The organism is Frankia sp. CeD (assembly GCF_000732115.1).
GTDB classification, from domain to species: domain Bacteria; phylum Actinomycetota; class Actinomycetes; order Frankiales; family Frankiaceae; genus Frankia; species Frankia casuarinae.
This window is the reverse complement of record NZ_JPGU01000013.1, coordinates 75425-92781: the sequence shown is the minus strand read 5'-3', so window position 1 is coordinate 92781 and position 17357 is coordinate 75425. Positions and strand designations below refer to the sequence as shown.

At 69.1% G+C, this 17357-nt stretch carries 15 protein-coding genes (1 of these 15 cut by a window edge); 4 read left to right on the top strand and 11 right to left on the bottom strand.

The genetic code is table 11. From position 1 onward, the window contains the following. On the top strand, nucleotides 1–211 hold the 3' portion of the coding sequence (locus tag CED_RS10200; protein ID WP_035910097.1) for a CBASS oligonucleotide cyclase. The gene continues 656 nt to the left of window position 1, outside the view; the window shows 211 of its 867 coding nt (coding positions 657–867); the start codon falls outside the window, past its left edge; its stop codon occupies nucleotides 209–211. After that, nucleotides 208–1176, top strand: coding sequence for an S-4TM family putative pore-forming effector (locus CED_RS10195; protein WP_035910151.1), 969 nt, complete (start codon nucleotides 208–210; stop codon nucleotides 1174–1176). Before CED_RS10200 ends, CED_RS10195 begins: the two co-directional genes overlap by 4 nt. Nucleotides 1177–2274: 1098 nt before the next feature. On the opposite strand, the gene CED_RS10185 is transcribed toward CED_RS10195, so the two are convergent. From CED_RS10185 to CED_RS10145, 11 genes are all read right to left on the bottom strand, one after another. After that, complete coding sequence (locus CED_RS10185; protein WP_051623820.1) at nucleotides 2275–3666, bottom strand: DUF4041 domain-containing protein; 1392 nt, start codon at nucleotides 3664–3666, stop codon at nucleotides 2275–2277. Between the two features lie 2 nt (nucleotides 3667–3668). Continuing rightward, nucleotides 3669–4946 carry a hypothetical protein gene (locus CED_RS26145; protein WP_035910143.1) on the bottom strand — a complete coding sequence of 426 codons (1278 nt, stop codon included), beginning with the start codon at nucleotides 4944–4946 and terminating at the stop codon, nucleotides 3669–3671. A gap of 845 nt (nucleotides 4947–5791) precedes the next feature. Next, nucleotides 5792–6649 carry a hypothetical protein gene (locus CED_RS10175; protein ID WP_235187005.1) on the bottom strand — a complete coding sequence of 286 codons (858 nt, stop codon included), beginning with the start codon at nucleotides 6647–6649 and terminating at the stop codon, nucleotides 5792–5794. A 38-nt stretch (nucleotides 6650–6687) separates the two neighbouring features. Continuing rightward, the gene (locus CED_RS10170) at nucleotides 6688–7728 is read right to left on the bottom strand and encodes a thiopeptide-type bacteriocin biosynthesis protein (protein ID WP_035910137.1); all 1041 of its coding nucleotides are present in this window, start codon (nucleotides 7726–7728) and stop codon (nucleotides 6688–6690) included. After that, nucleotides 7710–8915 carry a lanthionine synthetase C family protein gene (locus CED_RS10165; protein ID WP_035910095.1) on the bottom strand — a complete coding sequence of 402 codons (1206 nt, stop codon included), beginning with the start codon at nucleotides 8913–8915 and terminating at the stop codon, nucleotides 7710–7712. The genes CED_RS10170 and CED_RS10165 overlap by 19 nt, the downstream gene beginning before the upstream one ends. Further along, a complete protein-coding gene (locus tag CED_RS10160; protein ID WP_035910094.1) occupies nucleotides 8912–12001 on the bottom strand; it encodes a lantibiotic dehydratase in 3090 nt (1029 codons plus the stop codon). Before CED_RS10160 ends, CED_RS10165 begins: the two co-directional genes overlap by 4 nt. 24 nt (nucleotides 12002–12025) lie before the next feature. After that, nucleotides 12026–12196, bottom strand: a complete 171-nt coding sequence (locus tag CED_RS22485; protein ID WP_023840439.1) for an FxLD family lanthipeptide — start codon at nucleotides 12194–12196, stop codon at nucleotides 12026–12028. A 48-nt stretch (nucleotides 12197–12244) separates the two neighbouring features. Next, a complete protein-coding gene (gene fxlM, locus CED_RS10155; protein ID WP_152569732.1) occupies nucleotides 12245–13426 on the bottom strand; it encodes a methyltransferase, FxLD system in 1182 nt (393 codons plus the stop codon). A 101-nt stretch (nucleotides 13427–13527) separates the two neighbouring features. Next, nucleotides 13528–13878 carry a hypothetical protein gene (locus CED_RS25250; protein WP_023840441.1) on the bottom strand — a complete coding sequence of 117 codons (351 nt, stop codon included), beginning with the start codon at nucleotides 13876–13878 and terminating at the stop codon, nucleotides 13528–13530. Between the two features lie 31 nt (nucleotides 13879–13909). Further along, the gene (locus tag CED_RS25245) at nucleotides 13910–14398 is read right to left on the bottom strand and encodes a hypothetical protein (protein WP_023840442.1); all 489 of its coding nucleotides are present in this window, start codon (nucleotides 14396–14398) and stop codon (nucleotides 13910–13912) included. Continuing rightward, entirely contained in the window at nucleotides 14398–14628 is a 231-nt protein-coding gene (locus tag CED_RS10145) for a DUF397 domain-containing protein (protein WP_023840443.1), read from the bottom strand. Before CED_RS10145 ends, CED_RS25245 begins: the two co-directional genes overlap by 1 nt. A 34-nt stretch (nucleotides 14629–14662) precedes the next feature. On the opposite strand from CED_RS10145, the gene CED_RS10140 reads away from it, so the two are divergent. After that, nucleotides 14663–16204, top strand: coding sequence for a hypothetical protein (locus CED_RS10140; RefSeq protein WP_235187004.1), 1542 nt, complete (start codon nucleotides 14663–14665; stop codon nucleotides 16202–16204). Nucleotides 16205–16206: 2 nt separating this feature from the next. Continuing rightward, nucleotides 16207–16779, top strand: coding sequence for a GNAT family N-acetyltransferase (locus CED_RS10135; RefSeq protein WP_011435577.1), 573 nt, complete (start codon nucleotides 16207–16209; stop codon nucleotides 16777–16779). Nucleotides 16780–17357: the final 578 nt, after the last annotated feature.

The window sequence follows — 17357 nt, the reverse complement described above, 5'->3', positions numbered from 1 at the left end:
ACNCATCGGCGATGAATGNCCCGNCCCCGCCGGTCTCGGTGGCGAGGTCAACGCCGTCATGAACACGACTCAGAAACTCGCTGCGGCCAACGCGCTCAACCAGGCCCGTGTAATCGCCGAGCGCGCGGTCGACCTGGAGGACGAAGGCCAAGACCGTGCCGCCTACGACGAGTGGAGGAAGCTCTTNGGNAACCNAATGACNAAGCCATGAANCTCTCTNCCGGCCCCGCCGGCATCCGTGGGATACCGTCCCGGGCCATCCACGAGCGGCAGCTCGACGACGACATGCTGCTCCTACAGCGTGCCGCGGCGGCAAGCCACCAACGTGGACAGCTCCTCGAAGCCGTCCGCGCCGTCGCAGCCACCGCACTGGCCGCCGCCGGTGTCCTGATCACGCTGATCGGGCATGGCCGGACCGTGGTCTCGATCGTCGGGTTCTTCTGGTTCGTCGTCTCAGCGTTCCTGCTCAAGGGCCTCTCCGGGAACACCGCCCGCCAAGGCGCCCTGCTCCAGGAGATGTTCGACACCGCCCTGTTCCACCTACCATGGCGCGCCACCGTCGCCGGCGACCCGATCCCCGAACCAGACGTCCGCCGCCTCGCACGCCAACTCTCCCGCGGGGGAAAAAAGGACAAACGCATCACCGACGGCTGGTATGACCCCACCCACGACGTCCNCCNCCCCTACGACGTCTTCATCGCCCAGGAACAGAACCTCGCCTGGGACGCCCGCCTCCGCCGCCGATACAGCCACCTCATCGCCGCCGCAGCAATCCTGTGGACCACCATCGGTCTGATCGCCGGTCTCGCGGTCGCGAACGCCACACTGCTCGACACCCTCCTCAGCTTCTTCGTCCCGTCCCTGGCCGCCTACCAGATCGCCTACGAGATCTGGTCCAGCCAACGCAAGGTGGCCGACGAACGCGAACGACTCGCCAAGGTCGTCAACGCCGAGCTGAACAACGGACGTCCCGGCCCCGTGCTCGACACCGAATGGCACCGCCTACGCAACGTGGCCCGCGACGTACAGGACGGCGTCCTCCGCACCCGTCTAGACCCAGCTCGAGTACCCGAATGGTTCTACAAACGCTTCCGCGACGACGACGAACATGACTTCGGCTACACCGCAGAAGGCCACCGCGTCCGCCTCGCTGAAGACCCTCCCTCATCTACGTAGTTCGGCGGGACGCGCCACGCCCGCCCACCGAACCACTTCAAGCAAGTGAAGTCAGCTCAAACCGGCCCTCCACAGCCAGGCTGCCGGTGTGAAACCGCTGGTCGGCGCTATTCCCATCCTTTGGGACTCTCGCTTTCGGTGCCGGCCGGCGTCGTCGTTGCGCCGGTCCACTATGTCGCGGCTTCCCACCGATCCGACCACGCGCCCGCCTGGCGAGGCTCCAGAGCGGCCACCCAGGGGGCCCGCTCATTGTGACCAGTACTCCAACCGCGATCCGACCCCGAGTTCACGCTTCTGCTGGCTGGCCGGTCGAGGTTGCCTCCGTATGGTAGACAATGCATCTATGACGGTATCGAAATTTGGCGTTAACGCAGTTGACGTGGGCGGAAGGTCGATGCTTCTCACCGTCACCAGCGGCGGTGACGTGATTCATCTGGCTCGCCTGGCGGACTTGGAGTCGTCTGGCCGAGGNGCGGTCCACGACTTCTATTTTGACTCGTCGAGACCGCATCTCTCGCCGACGGCAGCCCACTATGTCAGGGAGGAACTCCTGGCGCCTCGCTGGGCCGAGACCACGCTGTGTGGCAGTGTGTGGGCTGTGATGGTCGGCGGTGAGGGCGGCCCGCTGAGGGAGGACGGCCGGGTGGCCTTCGCCCCGACCTGCCGCCGCTGTCTGACGTTGATCGACCGCTTCTACCCGACGCCGCGCGCGGACCGAAGACTCTCGTTGGTCGCGCAGCTCGCGGCTGATGTCGTCTGCGAACAGGGGTTCGCGGAGGTGCGCAGTGTTCCGGGGGACCAGCAGGCGGAGCTACGGAAGCGGATCCGGAAACTGGTGCGAGCGAGAACTGGTCACGGGAGCAAGACCTTCTCCCTCGAGACCACCATCTACGTGGAATGCCGCGAGATATACGATCAGCACGCATCCGAACACTCTCGCGTGGCGATGGAGGCCCTCAACCAATTTCTTACCGCCGGGGGTGAAGCGCTCTCTCGGCGGCCAGCCGATTGGGTGGTCTCCTGGGAAGCCTGGGACGTCGACTGAGCTGGCGGAGCGTTCGTCGGTGTGGCGATCACCGCCCGGTTCTGCATGGCGGGTCAGGTTCCGGTAGCTCGGCTGGCAGTCGTTGGAAGTTGGGCGTGGTCAGGCCAGTACCGTAGGCTTTGAAGATACTCGAGTGCTTCGGGTTCTTCGGTGAATTGGAGTAGGCCCCCTTCGGTCTTTTCTAGGAGGACGTTCCGTACTTCTGATGGGGTGGCGAAAAAGAACTCGCGGCGCGGGTTCGCGAAGTTCACGCGCCGGTCGGCGAATGCTTGGTGGAGTTCGTTTTCGAGGGTGACAGCGTCTTTGGAGAAATAGAGTGCGTGGACGTCGTACCGGAATGGAACGGAGGCGTCACCGAGCTCGCGGACCCGGTCCATCGGATCGAGGCGTCGGGTCAGGCCGATCTTGACGACGTGCGGGCCGAATACGCCGATGTTGGAGATGACGTAGACGTATCCGGCGCGGATGTTCGCGATCCTGTAGTCGCTCTTCTCGATGGCCTGATCGATGTCCGCCAGTCGGCCAGCGAGTTCGTCTGCAGCAGCGTCGTCGCCCTGGGCGCGGAGAGTTTCGAGCGCGCTTGCGTAGTGGGCACGTTCCTTCTTGAGGCGTTCCTTCTCGGTGGCGAGTTCCTCTTGAGCTTTGCGTTCCTCGGCTAGCTGTGCGCGTCGCTCCCGCTCTCTCTGTCGTTCTTCTTGGATCTTCATTCGGAAGTCGGCGGTGAGTTCGAGTTCGGCGATCCGTAGGGAGTGGTAGTCAGGATTGATCCGCATCTCCATGATCGCGCCGAGCTTCTCGATCGACGCCACGGTTCGTTCCAGCCGCTTCTTGGCGGTTGTGATGTTGCCGGCGCGCAAGGAGCGGACGCAGTTGGCTGCCTCGGCGTTGTAGGCGAGCAGCATCAGCTTGGACAGGTCGGCGACGAGTCGGCGCCCCTTGGCGAGCGAGCCGTTGAAGGTGAACAGATCCGCGGCAAGGATCGCCGTGCCGGACTTCACAAACTCGGCGATATGCGTGTCGATCTCTTCAAGGCGTCCCTTATAGGCGGCGGCGTTCTCGAGCGGGTGGTGATATCGGTATATGCCAACGTCCTGGAGGGCCCGCTGATCGCTGAGCTCGATGATCTCACGGGAGCCAGCCTGGGTAGCGGCGAGCGCCTTCTCTAGTTCAGTGATGCGAGCCATCAGCGCGGCGCTGTCGACCGGCATCTCGCTGGTCTCGGATCCGGATGACATGGATGCGCCTTCGAGCGAGAACTCCTGGACTCCGGGTTCCGATCGGATGAGAAGGTCGTCGCCGGTCCCGAGCGACGTGACGGTGGGCCCCGGAAGCCAGAGCTGCCATCCGTGGGGCGGCCTGGGCCAAGATGGGTCTGGAACCCAACCTGGTGGGGGAGTCCAGCCTTCGGGGGGTGTGGGCCAGCCTGGCGGTGGGTTGAACCGCATGGTCACTGCCCACGCTGCCTGATGCCGCGGGAGGCGTCGGCGGGCTTGAGAGTGAACGGCGAAGGGGACAGCGCCGCGCCGAGGTACTCGAGGGTCTTCTGAGGGACGATCTCGTCCTGGTCGAGCCGGAACTTGCGGAACGTTGCGCGGTCTGCAGCGACGATCGCGAGCGGGATGGTCTCCGGAAGCCCGGTCGCAGGCGAGATCCGGTCGACCCCGACCGTCAGGGCAATCGAGTGGATCTTTCCTTGGCGGTCGGCGCCGAAGACGTCGTGCAGCGTGCGTACGGCGGTCTGGAAGACGGCGCTCGCGTAGCGGTCCTTCTGGACCGTCGCCGGCAGCTTGGTCGACGAGATCTCGTCCTTCCTCGGGGCGTACTTGTACTCCTTGACCGAGGGGACTGCGGATGGTTCAGGGACAGCGGCTGCCAGACGCAGCTCCCTGCTGGAGAGATCGAACTCGTAGTCGTGAGTGACTGGAAATGCATCCGGGTAGGCGGAGTTCGACAGGACGATCCCGACGTACTCGCGGATCGCCGCCTCGACGTCGAAGGCGAGATCATTGATCAGTCTGGTGAGTCCCCGGTTCCGCTCGTCGGCGTCGGCGTCTCTCCGACGACACGCTTCGACGTGGACCGCCCGCGCCGCGGCGAGCTTCGCCAGGCGAGCGTCCTCGGCACGCTGCCGCTGGTCCAGAGCGGAGACATGCGCCGTCCGTATCGCTGACNCCTGTTCCCGCCACCGCCGCAGCGCCTGCTCGTGCGTGGTCTGAGCTTGAGCGATCGCCTGGGCATGTTNTTTCTTCGCCCCGAATAGGACTCCCGGTACTTGCGGCTCCTGGTAGACGGGTTCCGCCGGGTACACAGGAGCAGCAACGGGCGGTGTCGGGACTGCGAGAGCACCGGGCTCGAACGGTGGATGCACGACGGTCGTGACTTTCAAAGCCTCGAGATCAACATAGCTGTCGACCAGGAGCGCCGTGGCCAGAATGCCGTCGATCTCTTCGAATGTGCTCGCGAGATCGGCATTCAGCGAACCGACCTCGCTCAATCGCGCCGCGACGTACAGCAGGCCCGCTTCCTTCAGCAAGCGGGCCTGTTCTTTCGTGGACGCCTTGGCCGCCGCGGCGGCTGCGCGCTCAGCGGCCCGAGCCTTCTGCGCGGCTTCCTTTTCAGCGGCAAGGAGTGCACGGTGGGCCGCAGCCCTCTGCTGCCGCTGCCGCTTCTCGGCCTGCGCTGCCTGGTACTGCAACTCGGCGAATAGCCCCCGCCGCGTGGCCACCGGCACCCCCTCCGAACCAGGAACAACCTTGCGCTCAGCTACCGTATCCTCACGTTCCGACGATTTCTCGCGGTCACGACAGATCGAGACTGGTTATCCCGCGAGNCTCCGGTGGACGCCGCCGCCCCTTCCGGCCCCGGACCGCCGCGTCTCCAGCACGCGTTGGAATCCGGACAGTTCAGCGGGTCAACCGTCTTCGTAGCGGCCGGCATCTGGACAGTGCTGGCGCGCTGACCCTTGAGCACGGCGGGCCCGTCAGTGTCCTTGAAGACGGGAGGGCATCGACGGGNGCTGACAAGGAAGCCTGCCCAGATGGTCGTTGATCAGGCAGCATGCGAACCATCGACGGCGGACCGACCCTCCGGGTGACGCCCCTACTCGGCGATCTTCCTGGCCTCCGAGTGGAACATTCGAACTTCGCGGGCTCGGCGGACAGGTTGAGCTCGCCGGACCGGGCAAGCTTGGGACGACGAGCCATCGTGGGTTGCGGAGGCTGTCCGGAGCGCAGCCACGGGGCAGATAGACCAGGGCCGTAGAGATCTGACGGTGATCTGACAGAAGTTGCATACGCAACAACAGTCAGATCACCGTCAGATCATCTTCTGGCTGATGTGGGATCCTCCGCTTAATAGCGAGACTTGCCTGCAGGTCTCCACCGGGTGCGAGACAGCTTCACCTCCCGGCACAGTGGCGATGAGATTTCTCGTGGGCCAGTTCTGGCGAGCCCTGGGGGTCCAGAGCTGTCCACCACCGTCCGCCAGGCATTGGGGGCAGATACTCGGCCCCAGCGCAGGCCCGGAACGCTGCCCAGTGGAGCTGTTCCCGAGCATGGCCGTTGCGGTGGGTCATGTCTGACCTGGCCTCGTGACGGTGCCTTCTCTCGGGCGGGGTATGGCGCGGCGGAGAAGATGTGTGGCGCGGATACGCAGCAGCCCCGCATGATCGATACCGGTGCCGGAGGGGACGGTGTCGAGTAGCTCGGCGATGACGGCCAGTTCGGCGTACCGGCCGCTCTCGGTGGAGAGCGCGTCTGCGAAGCGCGCCTGAACCTGTGCGGCGAGNGTTGGCATGAGCAAGCTGTGGCAGTAGAGGGTGGCGGCGTCGTAGCCGGAGGGTGCCAGGCCCCAGCCTTCCCAATCGATCATGCAGAGGGTGGGGCCGCAGAGGTTGGCCCAGTGCAGGTCTCCGTGCGCGGTTACCCACGGTGCGGGCGCCTCGGTGGTGATCGGTTCGCCGAGCATCCTGGGCATGACGTCGTCGAGGTAGGACTGCTCGATGGTGCGCCGGTCGGTGGAGACCGTGGCGAGGATGCGGAAGGAACGGCGCAGTGCCTGGAACCATTGCCCTTTCGGTGAGTCGGTGAGCCGCCGCGGCACGGTCGTGACGGCGAGAGGTCGGACGTGGACGCGGTCGTATAGCTCGGCGCGGTAGTCCCAGCCGTCGTGGTGATGGTCGTGGATCGCGCGTAGCGCTGGGCGTGGGATGGATGCTGGCAGCGCCTGCTGTGCGGTGCGTCCGCCGTCCCAGAACGTGGTGATCTGCTGTCCGGCTTCGGTGGCGGCGATCCGTAGCCAGCCTGGGCTGTCGGGGGTCATTACCGGTCGGCCGAGGGTTCGTCCGGCGAAGCCCCACGCTTCCTCAGCCTGGGTCCGGTCGACCGTGACCCGGAGGGCGGCGCTGGCGCGTTCGTGCGCTGCGCGCATGCGGGTGACGGTGTCTGCGTCGTTCGGCGGCGGCCACATCAGCGTGCCTGCGGCGTTAGCGCTTCGGGGAGTGCGGGAGCGCGGAGGATTGTCTCGCGCGCTGTGGCGGCGAGTACGCCCTGGGTCTCGGCATTCAGGCCGAGGCGGTTCCAGTGGAAGATCACATGGTGGCCGAGGACGTCGCGTAGCCCGCGGCGCAGGGTCCCGGCGTATGCGGCCTGGCCAAGGGCCCGACCGGCATTGTGAAAGGCGCTGGCCCAGATTCCCAGGTTGGCCAGCGGTCGGTCCGCGCCGAACAGGTCGCCTGCCGGGTCGGTGTCGGCGGTCAGCAGCCTGCGTAGAGCGGTGGCCAGCCGTTGAATTTCAGCAGCGGTGGGTGATGTTGCTGGTGGAGGGCGTAGGCGGCTGACGCGGTCGAAGACGTCGCCGCGTTCGTACCAGTCCAGGCCCGCGGTGCGCATGAGTGTGCCGATCAACAGTATCGACAGTTCGCGGCGGCCGAGAGTCGGCGGGGTCCTGCTGGTGATCTCGCTGTGGATGCGGTCGAGGACGTGCCCGCTGTCGGCGGTGAACAGCCGGTGCGCGACGTCGGTGCCGATCTCGCCGCCGAGGGCGTACTCCTCCGGCTCGTAGATCCCTTCCGTCCAGGTGTGGATCGTTCCGGCCGCGGTCAGGTCGTCGAAGGCGGGGCGGAGGGTGGCACGGAGCTCCGCCACAGATTGGCCGCTGGCTGGGGAGAGCCGTAGCCGCCAGTCGGGCGACTTGCGCACGAACCACCAGGAGTCGACAGAGTCGGTGGCCTGGGCGTGGCGCAGGACGGGTGCCAGGTGGGTGGCTGCGGCGGTCTCTGCGTCCGCTGGGTCGGGGAACGTGACGCGTACCTGGAACCAGGCGGCGCCTTGGACTGCGAGCGCGGCGCGACCTGCCGCCTGGTAGGTGGCTACGGCTGCGGCGAGCTGGTCGGGAGGCAAGGCGGCATGGGCTGCCGCAGTGGGTAGCGGGATGCCGGCCAGCACCGCGAGTACGGCCTGTTCGGTGCCGATGTCTCGGCTGGGGACGGTCAGTGGATCAGCAGGCATCTGTCCCATCCGGTGGCCGGTGCGCCGGTGGCGACGCTGTGGAGGACGAGGGCGATGCCGGCGTCTCCTTCGAGGAGCCCATCAGCCCGCCCGCTGCTCGAAAGGGCGCAGAGCAGGAGGGAAGCGGCGAGTGTCGGCAGGTGGCGGCTGAGGGTCTCGGTGGTGGCGTCGGCGGCGGCGCGGGCGACGGTTTGGTAGAGGCCTGCCCATCCGTGGCACAGTCCGGCTTCGGTGAGGTGGGCGAGTTGGGTGGAGTCGGTGAGGCAGGCTGCGAGTGCCTGTTCGGCGGCGTTCTGGCGGGTGGTGTCACCGACGGCGATGCCGGCGAGTTGGAGGGCGCGGGCGATTCCGGGGGTGCCATAGCACCAGCTCGGACGGGCGGGGCCGGGCTGGGCCGGTCTCGCGGCCTGCTGATCGGCGCGGGTGATCCACTGTGGCCAGGACGGACCGCTGGGGGAGTCGTGGCGCCATTGGTCATAGAAGGCGCACAGTGCGTTGATGGCGTTGGTCTGGCCGTGGACGCGTATCCCGGCGCGTGTGGCGAGCGAGAGCAGGGCCAGTGGGCCGGCGGCGCCGTGGGCCATGCCGAGGTTGGCGTGTCCACCGGCGAATTCGGCAGTGTTGCCCTGGGACGGGTCGTGGCTGCACCACCAGCCGGGGAGTTCCTCTCCGTCGAGGTTGAGAGGTGTGGTGAGGCGGACGAGGTAGGTGAGGATGCGGCCGAGGGCGTCGTCGCCGGGGGCGTGGGCGAGGAGGTGGGCGCCAATGCCGGTGAGCCCGCTGATGACGTCGTACTCGGTGAACTGGACCGGTTCGCCTCGGTCGATGCGGGCGTTGGCGGCGTCAACGCGGCGGTGGGCGATGGTGGCGACGGTCTGATCGAGCGCGGTGCGCGCGGCGGTGTAGCGGCGGGTCTGTCCGGCGGCGGTGTGGACGGCGAAGGCGACCGCCGGAGCGCCGGCGTAGAGAGAGCTGTTCGTCGCCACGCTGAGGTGGCCGGCGGTGGCTGCGGTCAGCCACGTCTGGACGGACTCCCAGCGCTCGGCGCTGGCGTGCGCTCGTTCGGCGTACAGGAGTGCGATGCCGGCCGCTCCGTCGGCGAGCGACTGCGCGGTCTGCCCGAGCTCGTGACAGGCCGGGTTGGTGAGGCTGGCTGCGGTGGCGGCGGACTGGTCGTGGTCGATCATGAGACGGTCGCTTCCGTGGTCGCGAGGGCGCGTGCGGCTGTGGCTCGGGCGAGGGCGATGCAGGTCTGTTCGGCGGCGGGGTTCAGGCCGAGGGTTCGGACGACGTGCAGGTGCAGCAGAGAGGCCAAGGCTTGGTCAGGTGGGCGCTGTGCGGCGAGGGCGTTTCGGTAGGCGGCCAGTGCTGTGGCCCGCGGCTGCCAGGCGGACAGCACGGCGTCCGCCCCGGGAACGGCCCGCAGATGAGCGAAGCTATCTGCGGGGTTGGCCAGGTGCAACGTGGTGGTGCGTTCCGCCCGTGGGACGCGGGCAGGCTCGTGGGGCAGCACGTCACGAAGCCACCGCATGCCGGTGGACAACGCGCCGGTGAAGGCGATGGCCATATCGACCAGGCCGGCGACGGTGAGCGCTCCGACGGACAGGCGGGCGCTGGCGGCGAGACGGCGGGCGGCGAGGGCAGCGGCGGAGNCGGCGGNGAAGACGCCTTCGGCGGCGGTCATCGCCGGGCCATAGCCGTAGCGGCCGGTCTCCGGTTGGTAGGTGTCGAGGTGAAGGTGCGACAGCAGTCCGGCCTCGCGCTGTACCGCAGCCCAGGTTCCCAGCCGCGTGGCCGCCAGCCCGTAGCCGCGGGGCTCGTTGACGGCGAGGCGTAGCCGCAGGTGGGGCTCGGTGTCCCGGTACGGCAGGAACCACCACGCGGGCGGGTCGGGCCACGCGTCCAAGAGGTCGTGGAGGCGGGCGAGGAGATCGGTGGCCCGGTCGGGGNGGCCGTAGAGCCGGGCCGACAGCCACGGCGACACACCGGGTAGCTGGGCATCCGACCGAGCAGCGGGCACGGTTGCCGCGAGGCGCTCCGGTGCCGGCCCCGGCAGGGGTGCGGCGGTGGNGGCCAGCGGGNTGACCAGTTCGTGGGCGTGGCCGTCGAGCCAGCCGAAGGCTTCTGGAGCGGCGTCCTCGTCGAGCCGAGCGGAGCCGTGGCGGTGCAGGTGATCGCGTAGCAGGGCCAGGTGAGCCTCAACGTGCAGGTCGAGACGCAACCGGTTGTCGGTCTCGACGAGCTGGACCCGCGTGGGCACTGGGATCGTGCCGCCCCAGCGGGCCAGCGCCTCGCGCCATTCCTGCGCCGACGCGGCGCGGCCGGGCAGGTCGGCGGCTGTGAGGTGCCAGCGGGCCGGGGCGAGCACAGTGCGCCGATGGACGAGCCGGGGCAGGAACGGCAGCCCACCGGCGGTGCCCCAGGAGAAGGGGATGGAGACGGCGAGGCGTGCGGTGGGCAGCTCGCACAGGAACCGTGCCAGCGGGNGGNNGTGGTACCGGAACTCCACCGCGTGCGCGGCGGACGGCTCGACGAGACGCCGGTCGGGCAGCGACACCAGGTAAAGCCCCTCAGCGTCGGCACCGACAGCCAGATCGGCTGGACGCAGCACGCACGGACCGGCGTCGTGATGCTCGGCAAGCGTGATCACCGTGTCGGTGAGCCGCGGTGATCGGGCCACGCCGACGGTGGCTGCGGGAAGCGGCGGACAGGACACCTGCGCGGCTGTCGCGCCGGCCCGCATGGTGGGTAGGGCGGCGTAGATGTCGCGGAACCGGTCGAAGGACGCGGGGTCGAGCAGGTGCAGGAAGCGGCCAGTGGTGGTTGCGGCGGCGCGTCCGCCTCCGGTCACACGCAGGGTGAACAGGCCGCGGGACAAGGCCGGCAGGTCGTTGGCGTGGACCTCGGCGATGAGTTCGGCGTGCGGTGGAACCCGGTCCGGTGCGGTGTCGCCGGCCAGAGCCGCGATGGCGGCGTCGCCGAGGCGTGCCTCGAGCGCGCCGTCCAGGGCCGCCCGCTGCGTGAGGGCGGCCAGGCGCTGATCGCGGGCCGCGTTCCCGCGGGGGCGGTGGGAGCGTGTGGAGCCGCGGAAGGTGGCGGGCAGACCGAGGCCGGTGTCAGGGTTGACGGCTTCCAGCAGTGGGACGAGGGCGGCGGGACCGTAGCGTTCCAGGAAGGCTTCGTGCCAGTCCGCCCACTCCGGGGGAACGGCGGTCGGCCCTGTGAGCCGGGCGAGCGCCCGAGCGGCGGCCCCAGCCTCCTCGGCGACAGCCGCCGGCAGGACCACGTCCGCGTTCAACACGAGGCCTACGTCGAGGTCCGGGTCAGCGCTGGGAACAACGCGCCGTTGAAGCGCCTCTGCCTGCGTGCGCAGCGTGCGACGGTGCGAGGCGGAGCGCGTGTTGTCGTGGTGGGCGAGCAGGTCTTGTAGGTCGCGGATCACGTTGAGACGGCCGGCGAGTGGGGGCAGGTCGTCAATCCGGGCTGCGGCCAGCTGGTCGGCGACTTCACTGAGTGGATCGGTGATGGTTGTCGCCGGGCGTAGGGGCGTGTGCAGGAACCGGCGGCGGACCAACTCGATCACCATAGTCTCGATCTGGCCGGCGGCGGGAGCGGGTTTGTCGGCGGCGAGGCGAGCGACCAGCTCGGGGACGGGCAGCGAGCTGACCGCGTGGAGCAACGCCGCCTCCACAGCCCGGGTGCGGCGCACCGACACCTCGACCACCGACTCCGGCCCGGCGTCGTCGCCGGACCGGGCGACAGGGCCGATGAACAGTCGGTCGCCTCGGGCGACTGGTATTCCGTCGGCGGTGACCGGCAGCCGTCGCAGCAGCGTGTCGAACGCTTCCAGGTCGTCGGCGAGCGCGGCGAGCCAGGCGCCGCCCGGCCGGGCGCGAACCCGGTGGTCGTCGCCGAGCCGGACGCGGGCCCGCGGGCCGAAATCCGCGGGCCCGACACCGGCGAACAGGCCGAATGGAGTGGCGCGCCCGACCATCCGCAGTACGTAGCGGGCTGTCGCAGTGACAGCCCGCCGGGCGGTCCGCCGATCGTGGCACTGCCCGTCGAGGACCGATGCGACCCGCGCCGCCAGTGAAGGGCTGGCGAGTGTCATCGCGTCGGCGAACACGGGCCGCGCCCAGATGTCCCGCAGCCAATCCGTCCAGCCGGCTACGGCGCCGTCGGTGGTGTCGTCGAGGTCTGGCCATGGGGGCAGGTCGACATCGGTGGGGACCACGGCCATCCGTAGCAGCGGAACGTCAAGGCTGCGGTACATCACGCACCTCTCAGCGGCGGAGGTTCAGTTCTGCTTGCAGCTGGTGCAGGCCGACGAGCAGGTCTTGCCGCAGTTGTCGCTGGTGGAGCGCAGCAGCTCGGGGATGACGGGTCCGCCGTCGACGATCTCGACGTCTAGGTCGTAGTCGCCGGCGAGGGGGAGCGGGGCCGGGGCGGTTGTGTGGGCAGGAGTCATGGCGATGCCTTTCCTTCGGAAGGGGTGGTGAACGCGTCGCTGTGTTGGTCAGGACCAGCTCAGGACGACGATGCGGTGGCGCTTGGCGATCACCCGGCCGGGCGGAAGTGCCTCTGCCGGAGTTGTGGCCGGGTGGACGCTGATCGTGGCCGGCGACGCGTCGCGGTGGGTTCGGTTCCAGGCCTGGACCTGCGTGACGACCAGGCCGGCGAGGCGGGCGGCGTGGGGACCGTGGGCGTAGGCGCCGAACTCGTAGGTGTCGTCGCCGTCCTCGACCTTTCGCAGGGTGAGGTAGGCGAAGCTGTCCGCTTCCACGGCGGTGGGCGTGCCGATCGGGGAGACGGGGTCGACGAGCTCTCGAGCGGTCGGGGAACGGGCGCGGGAGAGCAAGCCGTAGTCGTCGAGGCTGCTGGCAAGCCACAGCAGCAGCCCGTCGAACGGTTCCATCCCGCCGAACCGCACTCCCGACCACGCCTCGACCCGCGGGGAGAGTAGCGCGGCCCGCAGTGCGGCGGCGTCGAGTTCGGGAGCCTGCTCGTCGAACCGCAGGCCCACGTCGGCATCGTGAAGCGGGACGAGGCGTTCGGGATGGGCGCCGTCGCCGCGCACGGGCACGAAGCCGGCCATCTGATGGTCGAGACTGACCAGAACGCCGTCGCGGGGGGTGAGCGCGACCGTCCGGCTCAGCCCCCGCATCCGCAGGGGAACGACGATCCGGCCGTCTGGGGCGAGCTGATCGGTCCAGGCGGGTGGGATGTCCCAGGCGCCCGCGGTGACGATGATCCGGTCGTAGGGCGCGTGCTCGGGGACGCCGTGCTCGGCGTCGGCCAGCACGACGTGGACCTGGTCGTAGCCTGCCGCTGCGAGGCAGTGGTGGGCTCGTTCGGTGACGTCGGCGTCGATGTCCATGGTCGTCACCGCACCGGTCGGGCCGACGAGTTCCGCGATCAGGGCGGCGTTGTAGCCCCCGGAGCCGACTTCGAGGACCCGCATGCCGGGGCTGATCCCGGCCTGTTCGAGCATCGTGGCCTGCAGCCAGGGAGCGGAGACCGAGCTGACGGTGATGCCGTGCTGGTCCTGCTTGGTCCGCACGATGTCGTCGGCGTAGGCGTCCTGGAGCGACACCTCGGGAGCGAACAGGTGCCGCGGCACCGCGCGGAACGCGGCCTCGACCTCCTTCNTTTTGATCGANCCCGCCGCGACGAGGTCATCCACGAGGCGGGCCCGCAGATCCTCAGGCGCGTGCTTCCCCGTCGGCTTCGGGCGGTTGTTGATGCCCGTGCGCGTCGCTCAACACCGTTCTCCTCTCGCGATCGTCGGATGGTGGGGTCTCAGCCCCAGGTGATCAGGAGCTGGGCTGATGGTTTCGTGAGGAGCCGTCCGGCCGGCGCCGAGGCGCGGCCGGCATCGGTGGGGTAGACGCGGATGGTGGGGTCCGGGCCACCGCGCCGCTCGGCGTCCCACACGCGGACGTCGTGGGTGAGCAGGTCCGCGAGCCGGTACCGGTCGGGGCCGTACGCGACAACCCCGATCTCCACGCCGGTCCCGCCCGTCGGGGTGAAGGCCAGGAAGGCGAGGCTGTCGTCCGACCAGCAGGCAGACACCCCGGCCGACGCATCCGCAGGCAGTTCGGCTCCTGCGGATGCGTCGGTGCCGTGGAGCCGGCCGTAGGTGGGCTGCACGGTGGCCAGCCACAGGTCCAGGCTCGGCAGGTCATCTGCGGAGCCGGTCGTAGGGGGCGCGGAGCGGGAACCCGAAGTACCCGTCGTTGATCAGTGCCGTGACGTCGGTGTAGCCGGCTTTGTCCAGGCAGGCGTGGGTGCGGTGGACTACGGACTGGTCGATGTCGATGGTGGTGACGTGGCCGGTTGGCCCAGTCAGCTCAGCCAGCAGCGCCGCGGTGTAGCCACCGGAACCGATCTCCAGGATCCGCTGGCCGGGTTCGACCCGGAGCTGCTCGAGCGTCGCCGCGACGGTGGAGGGCCGCGACACCGCGCTGAGCGGTGCCCCGTAGACATCCCATTTCGTGACGACGGCGTCGTCCTTGTAGGCCTCCTCGGTGCCGGCGTCGGGCAGGAACAGGTCCCGGGGCACGGCCCTCAACGCGGCTACGACCGGGGCGGAGACGGGCTCCTTCGCCAGGACAAGGTCGACCATGGCCGTGTGCAGCAGCGCGATCGACGCCTGCGTGGAAGCAGGCATCACGCCACCTCGCCGAGCAGGTCGTCGTACTCGCCCCGCTTGACCGCACGGACGAAGTCCCCGAACGCGCCGGGGGTGGTCCGCACCGACGGGCCCAGACTCGACCTGATCAACACACGGTGCCCGTCGAGGGCGACTTCGACGGCATCGGGCACCGTCGGGTCGAGCGTGGACGGGCGCCGCCATCGTGGGACGGCCGGGACAGGCATGCCGGTGGGCGCAACAGACACGGGTTCCTCGAAACGATGCGATCGGTGTGGACGGGTGGAGCCCGCCGAACCCGGGCCGCACGACTCGGCCCAGGCCCGGCGGGAGCAGAAGCGGCGACACGACACGACCCGGGGTTCATCCGCCCTGAGCTGGTGGAACGGACGGGACCGGATCGGCGTGTTCACCGCGCGCAGCACCCATGACACACTGCGCCCAAACGGAGCAACAGAACGCAACGGCTCGTTGCGTGCATGCAACAGCTCGTTGCACCCACCTGCGAAGGCGTCGACGGGGAGGCCGAAGGTGCAAGCTGGTCAGCGAAACGACGCACTCGCCAACCTGGCCGATCTGCTGCGGACACTGCGTGATCAGCATCGGACCAACAACAGCCGGCTCGAAGCCCGCACCGGCTTCAAACGCCAGCAGATCTCTCGGGCCGTCAACGGCCAGGAGATCCCGTCCGCGGACCTCGCGGACGCGCTGGACACGGCGTTGGCCGCAGCGGGAGCCATCCGGCGATTGCGGGACGAAGCTGTCAGGGAGAAGCGGGCCCGGGACCTGGGGCTCGACCCGAGCAGGCAGGAGGAACCCGTGGACGCCAACCGTCGGCAGGCGTTCGAACTCGCCGCCGCGAGCCTCGTCGCCGCCCAGATGTACCGGGAGTGGACCTCGTCCGCCCCCGATGTGCTGACCCTCGACGAGATCGACGACGCGATCAACGCGCACACCGTCGCGTTCACCGTCGAACCGCACCAGCGGCTCGCGCCGAAGGTGTGGAAGACGTGGAAGTCGGCGCACCACCACCTGATGAACGGCAGTGGCCGGGCCCGCCCGCAGACCAGGCTCACCGTCGCCGCCGGCTACGCCTCCTACATGCTGTCGCGGCTGTCGTTCAACCTCGGAGACACCCTGGCTTCGCGCCGGTTCATCCGCCTCGCCGAAGACCACGCGAGCCAGACCGACGACGTGGTGCTGACCGCGTCGGTCGGGGAGATGGTGACGACGCTGGCGTTCTACGGCCGCCGCTACCAGGAAGCCGCCGTCTCGGCTCGGAAGACCGCGGTCGTGGCGGACAACCCGTACACCCGGGCCCGGATCGCCAGCTACGAGGCGCGGGCCCTTGGCGCGCTCGGCGACGTCGAGGGCACCCGGGCGGCGTTGAACCGGATGCGCACGTCGGTCACGGACCTGCCGCTGCAGCCCGGGATCAGCCCGTTCGGCCCGGCCGCCGCCGAGATGATGTACGCCGGGGTCCTGACCCGGATCGGCGGTGGCGTCGAGGCCGAGCCGATAGCCCGAGCCGCGCTCGCCGCCTACGAAGGAGGCCAGGCGGGCGGGTTCGAGGACTACGGCCACGCGCTGCTCGCGCTCGCGGCCAGCCTCACCGCCCGCGAACAGCCCGAGATCGACGAAGCCGCGACCATGGCCGGGAAGGTCGTCGACATGCTCGACACCCGGCCCACCGCCTCGGTCTCCGACCGGGTCGCAGAGATCGCCATAGCGTTCNCCGGCCNCCCCNCCGTCGANCCCGTCCGTGACTTCTGGGACCGCTGGCAGGCNCGCCCCCGCCTCGAACTGACCACGGGCCAGGCGTGACCATGACCCTCCACTACGGAACCCCGACCGTCGTCACCATCCCCACCGTGCTCACCGAACGGCTGGTGCTGCGCGGCTGGAAGGTCGTCGACCTCGACCCGTACGCGGCGATGAACGCGGACCCGGAGACGATGCGCTACCTGGACGGCACGTTCGACCGGGCCGGCACCGAGCGGCTGGTCACCCATCTGATCGGCATGTGGGCGATCCGCGGGCACGGCATGTGGGCGGTCGAGGACCGGGCCAGCGGGGAGTTCCTCGGCCGCGCCGGCACCTACTTCGCCCAGGGCTGGCCAGGCGTGGAGGTCGCGGTGTCGATCCGCCGCGACCGCTGGGGCCAAGGCCTGGGCACCGAAGCGATCACGGCGGCGCTCGACTTCGGGTTCGCCCACCTCGACGTCGACGAGCTGATCACCGCAACGCATCAGGAGAACGCGGGCATGAACATGATTGCCCGCAAGCTCGGGATGACCTTCCGTGAGATCGCCGACGTCGGCCCGTGGAAGGCGAACAACGTCCACGCGATCAGCCGTGCCTCCTGGGCCGCCAACCGACCCGAGGAGAGCAAAGGCTGACTTGCCCGCGGAACAGCTTCGTTGATCTCTGCGTCAGAGCGTCGCTGCTGTCATGGCGGTCGCGCCTGGCAGGGACAGCGCAGCGGTCCCGGCCGATGCGGNGCGCGGNGNTGTTCATTTCCGTGAGCGAAACTACGTCTTCATCCTGATAAGTCGCAAAGGCCGGATAGGTCGGTTATGCCCGCCGGAGGGGGTTGCGGGCCCGCGACCTGCGAGAACAGCGTCGCCGAACGTCTCGTCCCTGGCTTTGAAGGCCTGTTCCGGGACGAATTGCGGGGGCGTGGGCGGGCTTGTCCCGGACGGCGGCATGGAGCTACGGTCGTATCCGCCCCCTTGACCGCCGGACACCGACCCGCTAGCGGGCGGCCGGTTCGGTGGGAGACGGGGTGGTGGTAGCAGCGAGGCGCTGGGACGCGTTTCCGGTCCACAGGACTGGTGACGGAGCGAGAGGGTGTCGCTGTGAGTCGGGTGGCTTGCGAGCCGCGCCCGGGAGATGGTGTCAACGTCCGCGGTCGTTGCTACAGCGGTAGCTACACCTGGCGGGACTCCCGACCGTCCGATTACAAGATCGGTACCAT